The 16,431-nt window shown below is 35.6% G+C and carries 19 protein-coding genes and 2 tRNA genes; 8 read left to right on the forward strand and 13 right to left on the reverse strand.

Features of this window, described 5'->3' with window-relative positions; all coding sequences use genetic code 11:
• Positions 1–3: 3 nt before the first annotated feature.
• The gene (locus ACXX8U_RS02415; RefSeq protein ID WP_458564445.1) at positions 4–753 is read right to left on the reverse strand and encodes a DUF547 domain-containing protein; all 750 of its coding nucleotides are present in this window, start codon (positions 751–753) and stop codon (positions 4–6) included.
• Positions 754–812: 59 nt separating this feature from the next.
• Here ACXX8U_RS02415 and ACXX8U_RS02420 point away from each other — a divergent pair, with 59 nt between their 5' ends.
• Positions 813–1,634, forward strand: coding sequence for a purine-nucleoside phosphorylase (locus ACXX8U_RS02420; RefSeq protein WP_458564446.1), 822 nt, complete (start codon positions 813–815; stop codon positions 1,632–1,634).
• A 1-nt stretch (position 1,635) separates the two neighbouring features.
• Here the strand turns inward: ACXX8U_RS02420 and ACXX8U_RS02425 are convergent, their stop codons facing one another.
• Complete coding sequence (locus tag ACXX8U_RS02425; protein ID WP_458564447.1) at positions 1,636–1,875, reverse strand: hypothetical protein; 240 nt, start codon at positions 1,873–1,875, stop codon at positions 1,636–1,638.
• A 196-nt stretch (positions 1,876–2,071) separates the two neighbouring features.
• On the opposite strand from ACXX8U_RS02425, the gene ACXX8U_RS02430 reads away from it, so the two are divergent.
• Entirely contained in the window at positions 2,072–3,634 is a 1,563-nt protein-coding gene (locus ACXX8U_RS02430) for an NAD(P)/FAD-dependent oxidoreductase (protein WP_458564448.1), read from the forward strand.
• 116 nt (positions 3,635–3,750) lie between these two features.
• Here the strand turns inward: ACXX8U_RS02430 and ACXX8U_RS02435 are convergent, their stop codons facing one another.
• The 3 genes from ACXX8U_RS02435 to msrB form a co-directional block, all read right to left on the reverse strand.
• Positions 3,751–5,058 (reverse strand): amidohydrolase, encoded by a 1,308-nt coding sequence (locus tag ACXX8U_RS02435; protein ID WP_458564449.1) that lies wholly within the window; start codon positions 5,056–5,058, stop codon positions 3,751–3,753.
• A gap of 177 nt (positions 5,059–5,235) precedes the next feature.
• The gene (gene msrA, locus ACXX8U_RS02440) at positions 5,236–5,841 is read right to left on the reverse strand and encodes a peptide-methionine (S)-S-oxide reductase MsrA (RefSeq protein WP_236363761.1); all 606 of its coding nucleotides are present in this window, start codon (positions 5,839–5,841) and stop codon (positions 5,236–5,238) included.
• A gap of 1 nt (position 5,842) precedes the next feature.
• Entirely contained in the window at positions 5,843–6,400 is a 558-nt protein-coding gene (gene msrB, locus ACXX8U_RS02445; RefSeq protein ID WP_458564450.1) for a peptide-methionine (R)-S-oxide reductase MsrB, read from the reverse strand.
• Positions 6,401–6,870: 470 nt separating this feature from the next.
• Here msrB and idi point away from each other — a divergent pair, with 470 nt between their 5' ends.
• The 6 genes from idi (at position 6,871) to ACXX8U_RS02475 (ending at position 9,168) form a co-directional block, all read left to right on the forward strand.
• Positions 6,871–7,410 (forward strand): isopentenyl-diphosphate Delta-isomerase, encoded by a 540-nt coding sequence (gene idi, locus ACXX8U_RS02450; RefSeq protein ID WP_458564451.1) that lies wholly within the window; start codon positions 6,871–6,873, stop codon positions 7,408–7,410.
• Positions 7,411–7,433: 23 nt separating this feature from the next.
• The gene (locus ACXX8U_RS02455) at positions 7,434–7,844 is read left to right on the forward strand and encodes a 6-pyruvoyl trahydropterin synthase family protein (RefSeq protein WP_458564452.1); all 411 of its coding nucleotides are present in this window, start codon (positions 7,434–7,436) and stop codon (positions 7,842–7,844) included.
• On the forward strand, positions 7,841–8,305 hold the full coding sequence (locus ACXX8U_RS02460; RefSeq protein ID WP_458564453.1) for a peroxiredoxin: 465 nt from the start codon (positions 7,841–7,843) through the stop codon (positions 8,303–8,305). The genes ACXX8U_RS02455 and ACXX8U_RS02460 overlap by 4 nt, the downstream gene beginning before the upstream one ends.
• Positions 8,306–8,527: 222 nt before the next feature.
• Positions 8,528–8,794, forward strand: a complete 267-nt coding sequence (locus ACXX8U_RS02465; RefSeq protein WP_166136440.1) for a hypothetical protein — start codon at positions 8,528–8,530, stop codon at positions 8,792–8,794.
• Between the two features lie 78 nt (positions 8,795–8,872).
• Positions 8,873–8,946, forward strand: a tRNA-Thr gene (locus tag ACXX8U_RS02470).
• Between the two features lie 148 nt (positions 8,947–9,094).
• A tRNA-Thr gene (locus ACXX8U_RS02475) sits at positions 9,095–9,168 on the forward strand.
• A 295-nt stretch (positions 9,169–9,463) separates the two neighbouring features.
• Here the strand turns inward: ACXX8U_RS02475 and ACXX8U_RS02480 are convergent.
• From ACXX8U_RS02480 to ACXX8U_RS02515, 8 genes are all read right to left on the reverse strand, one after another.
• The gene (locus ACXX8U_RS02480; protein WP_458564454.1) at positions 9,464–10,168 is read right to left on the reverse strand and encodes a DUF4369 domain-containing protein; all 705 of its coding nucleotides are present in this window, start codon (positions 10,166–10,168) and stop codon (positions 9,464–9,466) included.
• A 199-nt stretch (positions 10,169–10,367) separates the two neighbouring features.
• Complete coding sequence (locus ACXX8U_RS02485) at positions 10,368–12,230, reverse strand: M61 family metallopeptidase (protein ID WP_458564455.1); 1,863 nt, start codon at positions 12,228–12,230, stop codon at positions 10,368–10,370.
• A 108-nt stretch (positions 12,231–12,338) separates the two neighbouring features.
• Positions 12,339–12,692 carry a hypothetical protein gene (locus ACXX8U_RS02490; RefSeq protein WP_458564456.1) on the reverse strand — a complete coding sequence of 118 codons (354 nt, stop codon included), beginning with the start codon at positions 12,690–12,692 and terminating at the stop codon, positions 12,339–12,341.
• A gap of 55 nt (positions 12,693–12,747) precedes the next feature.
• On the reverse strand, positions 12,748–13,026 hold the full coding sequence (locus tag ACXX8U_RS02495; RefSeq protein ID WP_458564457.1) for a DUF2805 domain-containing protein: 279 nt from the start codon (positions 13,024–13,026) through the stop codon (positions 12,748–12,750).
• Positions 13,027–13,223: 197 nt separating this feature from the next.
• Positions 13,224–13,832: an alpha-ketoglutarate-dependent dioxygenase AlkB family protein gene (locus ACXX8U_RS02500; protein ID WP_458564458.1), complete on the reverse strand. Its 609-nt coding sequence runs from the start codon at positions 13,830–13,832 to the stop codon at positions 13,224–13,226.
• A gap of 5 nt (positions 13,833–13,837) precedes the next feature.
• Positions 13,838–14,191, reverse strand: coding sequence for a DoxX family protein (locus tag ACXX8U_RS02505; RefSeq protein ID WP_458564459.1), 354 nt, complete (start codon positions 14,189–14,191; stop codon positions 13,838–13,840).
• 67 nt (positions 14,192–14,258) lie between these two features.
• The gene (locus ACXX8U_RS02510; protein ID WP_458564460.1) at positions 14,259–15,212 is read right to left on the reverse strand and encodes a DMT family transporter; all 954 of its coding nucleotides are present in this window, start codon (positions 15,210–15,212) and stop codon (positions 14,259–14,261) included.
• Between the two features lie 47 nt (positions 15,213–15,259).
• Positions 15,260–16,429, reverse strand: coding sequence for a DUF1501 domain-containing protein (locus tag ACXX8U_RS02515; RefSeq protein ID WP_458564461.1), 1,170 nt, complete (start codon positions 16,427–16,429; stop codon positions 15,260–15,262).
• Between the last annotated feature and the right edge of the window lie 2 nt (positions 16,430–16,431).

Genomic DNA, 16,431 nt, shown 5'->3' on the forward strand with positions numbered 1-16,431 from the left:
TTTTTAGTATTTAAAATTTTCTAGAAATAAACTCCAATCGTAATCGTTGTATTTTAATTTTGGTTTTGTGCCTTTGGGAATGATTTTTAAATCTTCACAAATTTTTAAAATGCCTTTTTTGTTTCCAAAATCTCCCCGAAACCAACTCATCAATATAGGTAGATGCAACGTATTTTTATCCTTGTCAAAACGCGCATCGTTACTCAAATAACTTTTAGTAGCTACGTCAAGTTGCTCGTTTATTTTGGCAGGATCGTAGGAGAAAATTGGTGGACAACTTTTTGCGCCACAATTTAGGCTGAAATGAATTCTATAATCCACCTTTTCTACACGGTATTTTTTCTCTAATTGGGTCGGAAACAACTTCGAAAGTTTTCCATAACTCAATTTGATACTTGATTTTCTTAAAAAACCGTGTTCAATCATGTCTAAACTCAATTTGTTTCCAGCAACTACAAATTGCTTCGATTTAAAAAAGGAGTTGCGACTTTTATATTTTTCAGGATCTTTTTTTAAAGCATAATTAGTAAACCCGTTATAAAGGTTGATGAAGAAGGCTTTCTTAAGATCATCTGTACTCAATTGAGCAAGTAATTCTTTTTCATCTGCTTTTGCAATAGACTCGATCAAAGCAACTGTAGTAGTGTCGCCATATTTAGCAGCTTCAATAAAATCTTGCGAAATTTTCACATAATTTTTCGGCTGCGCCAATGCGACTTGAACAAAACAAAGGACAAATATTATATTTTTCATAGCATTGTTTTCGTAAATTTATTATTATTTACGAGATTTACCAATAATAGTTTTATAATATGACATATTTACAAAAGATTTTAGAATCAACAGAATTTTTAGTTTCAAAAGGAATTACAAGTCCTTCAATAGCAGTGGTTTTAGGAACAGGTTTAGGAAAATTTTTAGACCATCTGGTAGTTGAGCAGACCATTGATTATGCTGATATTCCGCATTTTCCTGTTTCGACCGTTGAATTTCACAAAGGCAAACTAGTAATTGGAACAATTGGCGAAAAAAAAGTAATTGCCATGCAAGGCCGTTTTCATCTTTACGAGGGGTATTCTTTGCAGCAAGTGACTTTTCCTATCCGAGTATTGCATCAATTGGGAGTAAAGCATTTGTTATTGAGCAATGCTGCCGGCGGAATAAATAGTGCTTTTAAAAAAGGCGATTTAATTTTACTAGACGACCATATCAATTTGCAAGGAGGTAGCCCCCTTTCGGGATTAAATAGTTTTGAATACGGAGGGATTTTTCCAGATATGAGTGCGCCTTATGATAGCTTTTTGAATGAGAGGTTTCAACAAATAGCTGAAAAATCATCTCTTGAATTAAAAAAGGGAGTATATGCTTCTGTCTACGGACCGCAACTTGAAACCCGTGCGGAATACCGCTATTTAGGTCGCATTGGTGCTGACATGGTAGGGATGAGCACAACGCCAGAGGTAATAGTAGCTAATCAGTTAAAACTGCCTTGCGCTGCCGTAAGTGTAATAACTGATGAATGCGATCCAGATAATTTAAAACCTGTTGATATAGCTGAAATCATTGCAATAGCTGGCAAAGCCGATGAAAAATTAAGCCAATTATTTGTAGAAGTGATCAACAGTTTGTCCTAATTTATTCTTGGTACAACTCGCCACGATGAGGTTTTAGTGCATCGCGAACGGCAATCATGTGTTCATCGGTAACAACCATAAAAGCAATGGCTTGCATTTCGCCTTGTACCGTGAATCCGGTTATAGATAAGGGTAGTTTTTCGATTTGAATGTATTCTTTTAAATGGATTTCGTGGTGTTCAGCTGTTTTGGCTGCTGCCGGTCCGCGGAAATCCCAAATTAATTTTATTTTTCTTGACATTTTGGATCGTTTTGGTGCTTGATATTTTTCGAGTGCCAAAGGTACAAAGACTATTTTAAAAAGGGAGTCTTTCCCTATTTTCAAAAGCCTTTATTGGAGCGCTACTAGATGTCGGTTCAAAATAGTACTTTTGCACATTAATTCTGTGTTGAAAAATACTATTTAGGAATTTAAAGAATCCAATACGTTAAAAAAAATGCCGCAAGAACTCTTATTACAAGTCTCTCCCGAAACCGCAGCAAGTGAGTCGCTCTTAAAAACTCATTTGTCTAAACAAATCAAAGTTGCTATTCAAGATATTGATCATGTTATAGTTTTAAAGAGGTCAATTGATGCGCGCCAAAAGGCCATCAAAATAAACCTTAAACTGTCAATTTTTTTAAAAGGTGAGCTGTTTCAAGAGCAAAAGGTGCAACTTCCAGACTATCCCAATGTAACTTCTGCTCAAGAGGTTATTGTGGTTGGTGCAGGTCCAGCAGGCCTTTTTGCTGCTTTGCAATTGATTGAATTGGGTTTAAAGCCAATTGTAATTGAAAGAGGCAAGGACGTTCGCGGACGACGCAGAGATTTAAAAGCGATAAATCGAGACCATATTGTTGATGAAGATTCTAATTATTGCTTTGGAGAAGGTGGGGCAGGGACATACTCTGACGGTAAATTATATACTCGCTCTAAAAAACGAGGCGATGTTACCCGAGTTTTAGAATTGTTTGTGGCATTTGGGGCATCGCCAGATATTTTGGTCAATGCGCATCCGCATATTGGTACCAATAAGTTGCCACAGATTATTCAAGATATGCGCGAAAAAATTATCGAATGTGGCGGTCAGGTTTTATTTGAAACTCGGGTGACAGATATTTTAGTGAAAAACAATGAGGTTGAAGGAATTGTAACCCAAAATGGCGATACCATTTTAGCTCAAAAAATTATTTTAGCAACCGGTCATTCTGCTCGAGATATTTTTGAATTATTAGATAGAAAAAAGATTTTTATAGAAGCTAAGCCTTTTGCTTTAGGCGTACGTGCTGAGCATCCGCAAACATTGATTGATAGTATTCAGTACAGTTGTGATTATAGAGGCGAACATTTGCCGCCAGCGCCTTACAGCATCGTAAAGCAAGTAGGAGGTAGAGGAATGTACTCTTTTTGCATGTGTCCAGGAGGTGTTATTGCTCCTTGTGCAACAAGTCTTGGCGAGGTGGTAACCAACGGTTGGTCGCCTTCAAAGAGAGATCAAGCTACCGCCAATTCTGGAATTGTAATTGAGTTGCAATTGGCAGATTTTAAGCCATTTGAAAAAAATGGTGCGCTAGCTGGAATGGAATTTCAAAAAAGTATTGAGCAACGTGCTTGGCATCTTGCGGGAGAAACCCAAAAGGCTCCTGCACAGCGAATGATTGATTTTACACAAAGTAAAGTTTCATCTGATATTCCAAAAACATCTTATGTGCCTGGAACAACCTCGGTAGAGATGGGACAAGTTTTTCCTGGTTTCTTAACACAAATTTTAAGAGAAGGTTTTAAAGAATTTGGAAAATCAATGCGCGGATACCTCACTAATGATGCAATTCTTCACGCGCCAGAATCTAGAACTTCATCACCGGTTCGTATACCTAGAGACGTGTATACTTATGAGCATGTTCAAATTAAAGGTTTGTATCCTTGTGGAGAAGGTGCAGGTTATGCTGGCGGAATCATTTCGGCTGCAATTGATGGTGAGAAATGTGCTCAGATGATTGCAACCCTATTAAAAAAATAACTAGTTTTTATCTCAACCAAAATCAAGAATGTCGTAAGGTTTTAAATTACGGTCAAGTTTTAAAATAAAATGCCGTTGTTTTTTGCTTTTTGAAGCACGAACAACGGCATTACTTTTTATTTTTTGGAGTTCATTTCCATATAATCAATGGTTAAATTTGATAATGCTTTCATGCCCAATACAAATCCACTTTCGTCGATATAAAAATCTGGGGTGTGATGCGGTGCTGTTTCAGCAATTGGTTTTCCTTTTGGCGCACCACCAAGAAAGAAATACAAACCAGGAACTTTTTCTTGAAAATACGAGAAATCTTCGGCGCCTGTTACAGCAGGAGTTATTGAAACTTTATTTTTCCCAGCTGTGGCTTCAAGTGTGGGAACCATTTTTTCAGTTAGTTCAGGATCGTTGTATGTAATTAGCGTTTGATTGGTGATTTTTACATCAGCTGTTACACCTGCGCTTTCTGCGATTCCTTTTACTACTTGATTTAATCGATTGTGTAGCAGTTTTTGTACCTCTTTGTCAAGTGATCTGATGGTTCCTGTCATGACTAATTCTTCTGGAATGACATTAGAGCGAACACCTGCATTGATTTGGCCTACGCTAATTACTGCAGCCGATTCTGAAAGGTTAACATTACGGCTCACAATAGTTTGAATGCCCATAATCATCTGCGCTGCTGTAGCTATAGGATCTACGCCCAACCAAGGATAGGCTCCGTGCGTTTGTTTGCCCTTTAACTTTATGGTGAACCAGTCTGAAGCTGCCATTGTACCTTTCGAACGGTATTTAATTTGTCCTACTTCAGTTTGCGCATTAATGTGAAGTCCAAAAATAACATCAACCTTCGGATTTTGTAAAACGCCTTCTTGTACCATTAATTTGGCACCACCTTCTTCACCTTCTGGTGGACCTTCTTCAGCGGGTTGAAAAATGAATTTCACGGTTCCTTTTAAATCATTTTTCATTGAGGCAAGGATTTCAGCAGTTCCCATCAATATAGCTATGTGTGTATCGTGTCCGCAAGCGTGCATTACTGAAACTGCTTTCCCGTTGTATTCGCCTTCTGCTTTAGATGCAAACGGGATAGCAACTCTTTCTTTTACGGGCAGTGCATCAATATCCGCTCTCAATGCAACTACAGGCCCTGGTTTACCTCCTTTTAAAATACCTACAACGCCTGTTTTTGCTACGCCCGTTTGTACTTCTAATCCTAAACTTCGTAAATGAGTCGCTATTTTTTCGGCTGTTTTAAATTCTCGGTTGCCTAATTCAGGATTTTGATGAAAATCCCTTCTCCAAGAAATAACTTGAGATTCTAAAGCAATGGCTTTTTGGTCGATTTTTGTTTTTAAGGATCCAGTTTGCCCAGAGCTTATGCTGCTCACGGCGAGCAATCCTAATAAAGGAAAATATTTTTTCATGGTTTTTGGTTATTTGGTACAAGTTAAAATTTCCTGTGATTTTAGTTTTAGTTTTTCAAAGGAAAGGTAATCAAACAAATATATGGAATTTATAATTGTTCAGAAGCTAGTACTCGAACTTCAACCATTGCATAAAAAAAAACGCCTTGTTCTCAGGGACAAGGCGTTGTTGTGGTATTACTTTTTTTTCAATCTATTTTTGAATAATTTTTCAAATTTTTCTAGTTTCGGTTGAATGACCATCTTACAATACGGCTGTGAACTGTTGTTTTTGTAATAATTTTGATGGTACGACTCGGCTTTGTAAAATGCAGTCAAAGGCTCTAACGTTGTCACTATTGGACTATCATATACCTTGGCTTTGCTTAAATCTTTGATCAAAGCTTGTGCAATTTTTTTCTCATTCTCGTTCTTGTAAAAGATAGCGGAGCGGTATTGCGTACCAACATCAGCACCTTGTCTGTTGAGTGTGGTTGGATCGTGAACGGTAAAAAACACTTTAAAAATCTCATCTAAATTAGTGACATTTTTATCGTAAGTAAGCTGCACTACTTCTGCATAGCCCGACTGACCTGTAGAAACATCCTCGTAAGTAGGGTTGCTCGTTTTTCCGCCTGCATATCCAGATACGGCACTTTGAACACCAACCAAATTTTCATAAACTGCCTCAACACACCAGTAACAACCGCCAGCTAATGTGATGGTTTCTAAATTTGGTTTTGATTTGTTTTGAGCAAATAATCCCGTTGTTAAAAGTAGGAGGGTAAAAAGTATTTTTTTCATATTATTTGGTATCAGGTATAAAATCTAAAGCAATGGAGTTCATACAGTATCTTTTTCCAGTAGGCTCCGGACCGTCATCAAATAAGTGGCCAAGATGTCCGTCACATCTTCCGCAAAGGGCTTCGATGCGCTCCATTCCTAAAGAGTTATCATTTTTATAAAAAACACTGTTTTTATTGTCTTGTTCAAAAAAGCTTGGCCATCCGCAATTACTTGCAAACTTGGCGCCTGATCGGAAAAGTTTGTTTCCACAAGCAGCACAATAATAGGTTCCTTTTTCGTCGGTATTCCAATATTTACCTGTAAAGGGTCTTTCAGTATCGGCATTTCGAGATACTTCGTAAACATCTTCGGGTAAAACTTTTTTCCATTCTGCATCGCTAACCTTTAACTTGGTTTGGTCAGTATTAGAGTAATATGGATTTCCTGGTTTCGAGATGGTGTTTGCAGCGCTTACAACGACAGGCGCGGCTTGTTTTTTTGAAGTTTGTGCACACGCAGTAAGCATGAATAGCGGTGCAATAAACAATTGACAGAGAATTCGTTGAGCTGTTTTCATGATTTTATTTTTTTAATTTCAGTACAAATGTAAATCGCTTTTTACAATTAAAGTGTCGCCTAAAGGACAAATTAATACTTGTTTAAGCGAGTTTTACAATAACATTTACGGTTAAAAATTGTCTTTGGATTGATGCTGATTCAACGATTCAAATAATGGAGCTTGAATTTTCAGATTTTTTTTAATTTTAAGAGAGATTTTATCTTGTGAGTCAGTTTTGTGTCGTGTAAAATTCTTTCTGTGATGTTTGAGAGGTATAAAAAAACACAATTTTAGTTTTTTAAAAGATTTTCTCTCAGATTTACAGCTGATAATTTTTGTAAAAACAATACTATTTTGCAATAGAAATAGTTGATTTTTGCTTGAGGTATAAAGTATAATTTTGAATCATCATAAACGATTCAAAACGGAATGTTAAAGACTCATGAGCAAATTATTTTTTTGTACTTTTGGAAGCATAATAAAGTAAAATGGTAGAAGAAAATGTAATTTTAGTAAATGAAAACGATGAGCAAATAGGCTTAATGCCCAAATTAGAAGCACATCAAAAAGCAGTATTGCATCGTGCTTTTTCCGTTTTTGTTTTAAACAGCAACAACGAAATTATGTTGCAGCAACGGGCACATCATAAATACCATTCTCCTTTGTTATGGACCAATACGTGTTGCAGCCACCAACGGGAGGGCGAGACTAACATTGAGGCAGGAAGTCGCCGACTTTTTGAGGAAATGGGTTTCAAGACACCGTTAAAAGAACTTTTTCATTTTATTTACAAAGCCCCTTTTGATAATGGATTAACAGAGCATGAGCTTGATCATGTGATGATTGGTTACTCTAATGACGAACCGAATATTAATCCCGAAGAAGTTGAAGCGTGGAAATGGATGAAAATTGAAGATGTTAAGACCGATATGCTTCAACATCCTGATTTATATACGGTGTGGTTTAAAATTATCTTTGATGAGTTTTACCATTATTTAGAAGAACATAAAAGTCCATTAGCGCCATAAGCGCTTACCTTAATACTATCAATATGAGAGTTACTATTTCGAGAAAAGCCCACTTTAATGCGGCGCACCGTCTGTACCGAAAGGATTGGACCTTTGAACAAAACGATGCTGTTTTTGGCAAATGCAATAATCCTAATTTTCACGGTCATAATTACGACATGACTGTTAGCGTAACGGGAGCTATTGATCCTGAGACAGGTTATGTTATGGATGTAAAATTTTTGAGCGACATTATAAAAGAGGAGGTTGAAAATCAATTTGATCACAAAAACTTGAATTTGGATGTGCCAGAGTTTAAAGATTTGAATCCTACTGCCGAAAATATTGTGGTTGTTATTTGGGATAAAATTAGAAAAAGAATCAAGCCTGAGTTTGATTTAGAAGTAGTTTTATACGAAACGCCGCGTAACTTTGTAACCTATCGAGGAGAATGAAAGAGCTAAAATTAGGTGATGTAATTCCGCATTTCACCGCAACCGATACCGAAGGAAATTTGTTTGACAGTAAGACTGTTTTGGGGCAAAAGCCACTGGTGATTTATTTTTATCCAAAAGATAATACACCGGGTTGTACAGCACAGGCATGTAGTTTCAGAGATCAATACGAGGATTTTAAGGAATTGGGTGCTGAAGTAATTGGAATAAGTGGCGATAGCACAAGTTCACATCAAAAGTTTGCAAAGCAATTTAAGTTGCCTTTTATTTTGTTATCAGATAGTAACAAAGCCATTCGAAAACTTTTTGGAGTACCAACCGGTTTGTTTGGATTAATGCCGGGAAGAGTGACCTATGTGACTGATAAAAATGGAGTGGTTCAAATGATTTTTGATAGTATGATGGCGACTAAACACATTCCAAAAGCTTTACAAGCCATTCAAAAGTTAACCTCTAAATAGATTGCGTTTTCATTTACACGAACCATTTTGCAGCGAACATAAAAAAATAGAGAAGCGGTTGCGAAGATTATTTTTAAGCAAGCAACAGTTTTAGGTCCTAAAGTAGTTCATACTTAACGGAAAAGCTTCTATTTTAGAAATTTACAAATCATAGCAGCTAATAGAAAGATTATGTGTACTTTTGCAAACGCAAATTAAAATTCAAATTTTAAATAAATAGAAATGGCAAACGTTAAAAATTTAAAGAAAGACATCAACTACGTTTTAGGAGATATTATTGAGGCAGTTTACTTGTTCGAGATTTCAACTACAGGAAAACCAACTACTGAAACTAACAACTTAATTGACGAGGCTATTGCTGCTTTTGATGTTTTGATTACAAAAGTAAACGCTAAAAACGTTGAAAATAAAAAAGCACACTTCAAGCAAATCAATGTTGAGTTGGAACAAACTGCAAATCAATTGATTGCTAAAATCAACGAATTGTAGTCGAAAAAACCGATAAAAAAGTGTAAAATTATTTTGGAGAAGTCAAATTCATCCTTATATTTGCACCGGAAATGAGACGCCAGCGTAGCTCAGTTGGCTAGAGCAGCTGATTTGTAATCAGCAGGTCGTGGGTTCGAGTCCCTCCGCCGGCTCATTGTAAAAACCACCTTTTTAGGTGGTTTTTTTTTGTTTTATATTTAAGTCGTTCAGTTGCAATGGCTTTGAATATTAATGAAAATTTATTTAAAAAAACATTTGTATTATTCAAAAACCGCTGTATATTTGCACCTGTAATGAGTCGCCAGCGTAGCTCAGTTGGCTAGAGCAGCTGATTTGTAATCAGCAGGTCGTGGGTTCGAGTCCCTCCGCCGGCTCTTCGATAAACCATCTAACTTTTGTTAGGTGGTTTTTTTTTGAACTATATCCAAGGAACTATGTGCGCTTTCAATTGTACTAGTTTATTGTTTGATTAGCTTTATAGTTCATTAAGTGTAATTCCTTTTAATTATGTCTAAATATTACGTAGTTGTTTGTAATGACTGCTGAGCGATTAAAATATTTTTTAAACTACAGTTGTGTTTTTTAATTTTAGTTGCGCAGCAAGCAAAAAAAAACCACTTCCTTTGAAGGAAATGGTTTTTTGATGATGGGGCAAATTTTTGCAATTGATTACTGTTTTGCGGCAGTTACAAATTTGGTTAGTTTTTTACCATACAGCGATTGTGCTACTTTTGGAGACATCGCTTTTTGAATGGTGTCTAAATATTTTATGTTGATGTCGTAAATCTCAGATAATGCAATATAGGGTGCTACTTCAAGATCTCTGTTGTTCAAAGCAAAATTAGTTGCGAACAAATATCTGCGTTTAAGGTTAGAGTCTTGTTTGGCTGATAAACTATCAACTACAGCATTGTTTTGTCTTTTGATCGCTTTGAATTTTTTTTCAACCAAGGTTAAATTCTCATCTGTGAAACGGCTTTTTATTTTTTTATACTCTTCAAATACATCATTGTTTTTTGATCCTGTTACAACAGCATCCGCTAAGTAATTATCTAATGAGGTTTCGATGGTTAGATTTCCTGGTTCTGCAAAAAACGATAAGTTATTATCTAATGAATTGGTTACTCCACGGTCTAATGACAGATACAACATTTCAGGTGATTCAAGTGTGAAGTGACTTTCAAAAGTAGATTTACCATCAATTTTAATAGAATCAAGAATTACTAATGAAGTGTCAACGATGCGCTGTAGGTATAAAGTTCCGTTTTTTAATCCTTTGATGTTTCCGGTGATATGTACATTGCCTTTTGATTCGGTTTTAGAACAAGCTGCTAAAACAAGCACGCTAAGCACTGCCAAAATTGATTTTTTCATTTGAGTTTGATTGTTTTTGATAATTCATTTTTGCGTAATTACTGGAATTTTTGCCTAGAAATGACCACAAGTTTGAATTTGTTATTTTCGCGCAAAATAAAGAAAATTGTTGGAATGAACGGATGCTAGTTTCATATTTTGACAAAAAAAATCCTAATTCATTTCTAAATTAGGATTTTTTATACTTCGCACTCATTTATTAGCCTTTCAACCAAGCATCTTTGAGTGTTTTTTTAGTCGAATCTGAAGCGTTAAGGCTTTCTACTTCTTCGTAAGGTAGTTTTACTTTACCTGTAATCACTTGTTCCTTGCCATTGCGTTTTATTATTATAGCAATTGTTTCGTCTTCTTTCCATTTTTGACTATCGGTAATCAAGTCGTAAATGTTTTCCAAGCTGTAAGCTTTGTTATTAAAAGAAAGTAGTACATCATCACCTTTCAAACCTAATGAAGTATAAAAGATGTTCAATTCATTTTTAGGTAAAACCAAAATTTCTTTTGTAGCTTGGTTCACTGTGATGTAAGGTGTTTGTCCTTTTAAAAATACATTTCCAGGAGATTTTGTAGTTGTTTTAGAAACGCCCACTTTTGCTAATAAATCAGCATAAGGTATTGGAGTAGGTCCTGCAACATAGGTGTTCAAGAAATCACCAACTTCTGGATAAGTAAATGAAGTAATTTTGGCAAACAACTCTTCGTCATTAAATGGTTTTGAAGCGCCGTATTCAACAGATAATTTTTGCATTAAGTCTAAAATACCTCTTTCGCCATTACTTTTTTCGCGAATAATTATATCCAAACACATTCCTATCAGAGCTCCTTTTTCGTAAACGTTTAGGTATTGTGCTTTGTACGGCTCTGTCAGAACATTGGCGCTCATGGTTGTAAATGGCATAGTGTCATTCATTTTAGATGCGTGTTCGATCTTTTGAGCCATTCGCGTGTAAAAATCTTCTTCGGTGATTAGGCCTTGATTAATTTGAAATAAATTTGCAAAATACTCAGTTACCCCTTCGTACATCCATAAGTGTTTTGACATTTTTGGTGTATTGTAATCAAAGTAATGAATCTCTTTCGAGTGAATGGTTAATGGAGTTACAATATGAAAAAACTCATGCGAAACAACATCTTTCATATTTTTTACTAATTCGTCTTTTGGCAGTACTTCAGGCATTACAACCGTTGTGGCTGTAGGGTGTTCTAAAGCGCCAAAACCCTTAGCATCATTTGGTTTCATGCTTGATAAATACAATAATACGGTGTATTTTTTAGTTGCATTGATTTTGCCCAAAAATGTTTTTTGAGCAATCATCATTGTTTTCATTTCAGGAGTGATGCTCTCTGCAGTTATTTTACCTCCGGGTGAAAATACTCCAATCAAAATCTCCATTCCATCAACCGTAAAGGTAGTATAGTCAGGTTTGGCATACATCACTGGATTTTCGATCAATTCAGCATAACGAGGCATGCTAAATACGTCATTGGTTTGACTTGCATCTTGATCAGTCATTGAGGTAGCTCCCCATAAGTTTGCAGGATGGGCAATGTTTACGGTGTATGGTAAGTCGTTTTTGTCTTTAAAAAAACCTACAAAACCATGCATGTTCAACATGAAATTAGTTCCTGCATCAATATTAGTTCCTGCTGGTGAAAACACATCGTTATTGCCAAAACCATTACCTTTTTCGGTGTCAAAAGTATCATTTACCAAATAAGTAATTTTCGCTAATGTTTTTGCATTTTTGATCACCCAAGTATTTTCATCTGCTTTGCTAGTGCTTAGTAAATTTCCCTTACTGTCAAATGCTTTAAAGTCTTCGATGTATTTGCCATAATCATCGATGGAATATGTTCCTGGAATTATTTTTGGAACACTGTATGTAGTTTCATCAGCATTTATTTTTGGCGCAGCAACAGTAACCCTAACCTTGTCATCTTTTACATCGGTTAGGTTAATGTTTACATTAATTTGTTCTTTGGCTTTTGCCAATGTTACTGCATTTGTTGTTTTACAACTCCATAGTACGCTTGCAAGTGCTAAGGAATAAAGTATTCTTTTCATTGTATAGATTTTATTTTGCTAATTGGTCGGTGTAAAGCCCCATTTGTTACAATTGTAGTTTTTAAAAAAGTAAAAGAGTTTGGCTTTTATCGTTTTGCAATTGGAATATTATGTTTGATAGTGGAACTCTTGGAGTAAAGCCAATGTTTCTTCAAGATTTGGGACTTCAATGAATAATTTTTTGAAAGTATGATTTTGTAATTCTACAATAATACTATTCGATTTGTTGCACACATCCCAAAAGTTTTTACCGTTTTGGTAATAGGTTCCTGCTGCAATAATTCCGGGAATTTCGGTACCAGGACATCTAAAACCTTTCCAGAATTTAATTGCAGTTTCATCCTGATAAGCTTTGGTAATTTGATCTTTACTAACCTTAATTTGATTTTGAAAAGCCCATAGTTTGTGCCATCCTTTAATTTCAAAAAGTAAATAATCATCTTTTTTAGTAACGTGAACCATGTTTTTTGGTGGTTTAAAACAAAAAAACTCCTGATAATTTCAGGAGTTTTCTGTATTAGTCTAATTTATTTTTTATGTAATATTTACCGTCTAAGTCTTCATCAAAATCATCAATTTTGACAGGTTTTGGTTTCGGTTTATTTGCAATTGCTTTCTTTTTCCACATCTCGAATTTTTCAACCGGCATTTTCTTTTTCATGATTTCGAGAATCTCTTTTTCTGCCAGACCAAATTCTTTTTTTATGATTTCAAAAGGATTTTTTTCTTCTAAAGCCATAGCAACAAGTTTTTCTGTTTGCTCCCAGTTTAATTCTTTTCGGTTACTCTTTTTCATCACGTGAAAATTAATTCAAATAAGTTGTTAATGATTAATAAATTACAATTGTATTTGATATCAATATTAATAAAAAAAGTAATTAGTTTTCATCAAATACTGTTTTTTTTTACGCTCTTTCCAATTTTTTCTTTTTAGAGCACTTCTATGAGTGGTGTTTTTTAAAATTGGAATATAGGATATCGTTTTTGGAAGAGTTATTTTATGATTCTAAATGTTAAATTGATTCGGTTGCCAACTGGTTTTGCGGTTTTCGGAATTTGATGTTTCCAGCAATGTTGCGTGGTTCCTTGCATGAGTAAAAAACTCCCGTGCTCCAGGGTTATGCTTTTCTTTAAATCGGTAATCTCGTTGTGCTTGAGTTGAAATTGTCTTTCAGCGCCAAAACTAAGTGATGCAATTACCGGATTAATACCTAATTCTTTTTCGTTATCGGCATGCCAACCGTTGCTGTCTCTTCCGTCGCGGTATTGATTGAGTAGCACAGTGCTAAAATGCGTTTGGGCTACAGCTTCTACTTTCTCTTTTAGCTGAACTAAAAGTGGCGACCAAGGGTGCGGTTGCATTGTGATATTAGAATACGAATAGGATTTGCCCTCGTTGCCAAACAAAGCGGTAAGGCGTGGCTGCGGATATATTTTGCCAAAAACACGAATATCGTCTTGTTGCCACGGGATATTTTGTAGCAAATCATTAAAAATACGGTCGGCTTCTTCTTTTGAAAAAAACTGAGGAAAGTATTGAATGTCTGCATCAGGAAGCTGAAGTAAAAACGATTCCGCAGAATTGTCAAATAAAGTGTTCATGGCTCTTAGGTGTATTGGTACGCCCAAAACATTAAAGCGAACTGCAAGGGCATTCGCAAAAGCAATAACCATTTAGGCAAACCCATATGTGCTTTTGGGTCAAAATACATGTACAAATGCGTTGGAAAAATAGCGATCAACAAAGCAATCACGCCCCAAGCAGCATAGGCGGAGAGTACAGGTACACACAATGCGATTCCTAGAATAGTTTCGGCAGCACCACTTGCATAATTCATGAGCTTGTGGTTTGGGATGTAAGGCGGAATGATTTTTAAATACAATCTAGGATTTCGAAAATGATTGATTCCCGCAATGAAATAAATAAAAGCCATTCCGTACAAATGCCAAGGTAAATTCATGATAAATAGATTTGTCACGAATTTATAAAAATTTAAATGAAATTAGCATAAATGTTTTAAATAGAAATTAAGCTTTTTTCTTAAAATTCACATTCATAATCACAATTGCCAAGATGATTAAAACAATTCCAATCCATTGAAGCAGAATTACTTTTTCGTTCAAAAGAAAATACGCCATCAATACTGATACGGGAAGTTCCAGAGCCGAAACAATACTCCCCAAACCAATTCCTGTTAAAGGAAATCCTGCGTTTAAAAGCATTGGCGGGATAATTGTTCCAAATAGAGAAAGTATAATTCCCCATTTGAAGAAAATACTAAAATTAAAATCTTTTGCCGTAGAAAAAACTCCTAATGCATCAGCTATTGCTGGAAATTGATTTGGAATTATTTGTGTAATTAGTGCGAAAATTAAAACCATTATTCCGCCACCAAAAAGCATGTAAAGACTTCTTTGCGCCGATGAAATTTCGGTTGCAATTCTGTTTGCAGTAAACATGGTTGTGGTAAATGAAGTTGCTGCTAATAATCCAAAAAAGATTCCTAATGGATTTAATTTTACATCTGAATTTAGTAAGTTAGTTGCTAAAACAGTACCAATTAAAACAATAATTACAGATATAATTTTAACTTTAGAAGGTGCTTTTTTCTCTAAAAACCATTCTAAAAGAACGCCAATCCAAACTGTTTGCATTAAAAGAACAATAGCAATTGAAACAGGAATATCGAATTTTACCGCTAAATAATAAAAAACACTCGTTAGCCCAGTTGAAGTTCCAGCAAGCATTAATTGTGTTTTGTTTTTTTTAGATGCTTTAACCGCTGTATTGTTGTTACGGTTTCTTTGAAATGCATTGATTAATAAAATTCCAATAATTCCAAAAACAAATTGTGAAACAGTTACTTCTGCAGTTGTATAATTTTCATCATAAGCCATTCTTACAAAAGTTGCCAGCATTCCGTAGCTTGTAGCGCCTAATCCAACTAAAAAAACTCCTTTAAGTACACTATTATTTATCATCTTTGTTTCAAATTTTAAAAGCGGGCAAAGATAGTTTTTTAAAGTGATTAAAAAAGCCCTTTCACGGGATCATTCATAAGTCCGATTTTTTTAGGGTCAAATTGCAGTTTGTTTTGTAGCAAGGACGCGTACACACTCCTAAAATCCAATTGGTGTTTTAAATCGCCTTGATCCAAATCTGCTAAATTCGGATTGGATCCAATTACTTTTCCTTTGTTGCTTCCGCCAATGATAAACATCGGAGCTGCAGTGCCATGATCGGTACCGCTACCATTGTCTTTCACACGGCGGCCAAATTCAGAAAAAACGACGATTGTTACCTTCGACAGTTGTTGTGATTTTTTTAAATCCTGGTAAAAACTATAGACAGCATCATTCAATTCAGTAAGTTTGTTTTTATGAATGGCCAGTTGATTGTCATGGGTATCAAAACCGTTTAGCGATGTGTAATATACTTTTGAGTTCAAGTTTCCTTTGATAAGTTTGGCAATCCACTCTAAATTTTTGGCTAATCCTGTTTTTGGATAAGTAATCTCTGAGACTGCTGCTTTACTAATGGCATTTTGGATATCGTCTGCGCCTTCCACTACTGAGCTGGCAATTTTTCGAACAAAATCCAATTGCGGATTGGTTGAAAGCTGAACGGGAGTTTCGGAATTTCTTTTCACCACAAATCTACTCGGATCTTTTACTGTAATAGAGTTGGGTGATTCGCCTTTCAATGCCAAATTATCAATGCTGTCAATATTTACTCCGGCAGTTGGTTGGTGTTCTTTGCATTGTAAATCTAAATAACGACCAAGCCAACCATCATTCAAATACTCTAGTTCTTTGGGAGCTGTTTGCCAAATTTCTTGACTGCGAAAATGGGAGCGAACCGGATTTGGGTAACCTACATTTTGCAAAACACTTAAATCACCGTTTTGTTGCATTTGCGCAAAGCCACTCAAAGCCGGATGAAAGGCCATACCATTTGAAGCCGAAGCAACATCACTTTTGTTGATTGCGATTTTTGGACGCAGTTGGTAATACAAAGGATCTGAAACCGGAATAAAAGTATTCAAACCATCATTGCCGCCGTTGAGTTGTACAAATACAACACATTGTTCACCAACTACCAAATTACTTTGTGAACCATAGGAATAAAGAAAGTCAGGAAGCAGTAATGCGCCACCAGTTAGCGTTCCTGTTAGTGTTAAAAAGTGTCTTCTGTTCATAA

Source organism: Flavobacterium sp. GNP001 (assembly GCF_054343775.1).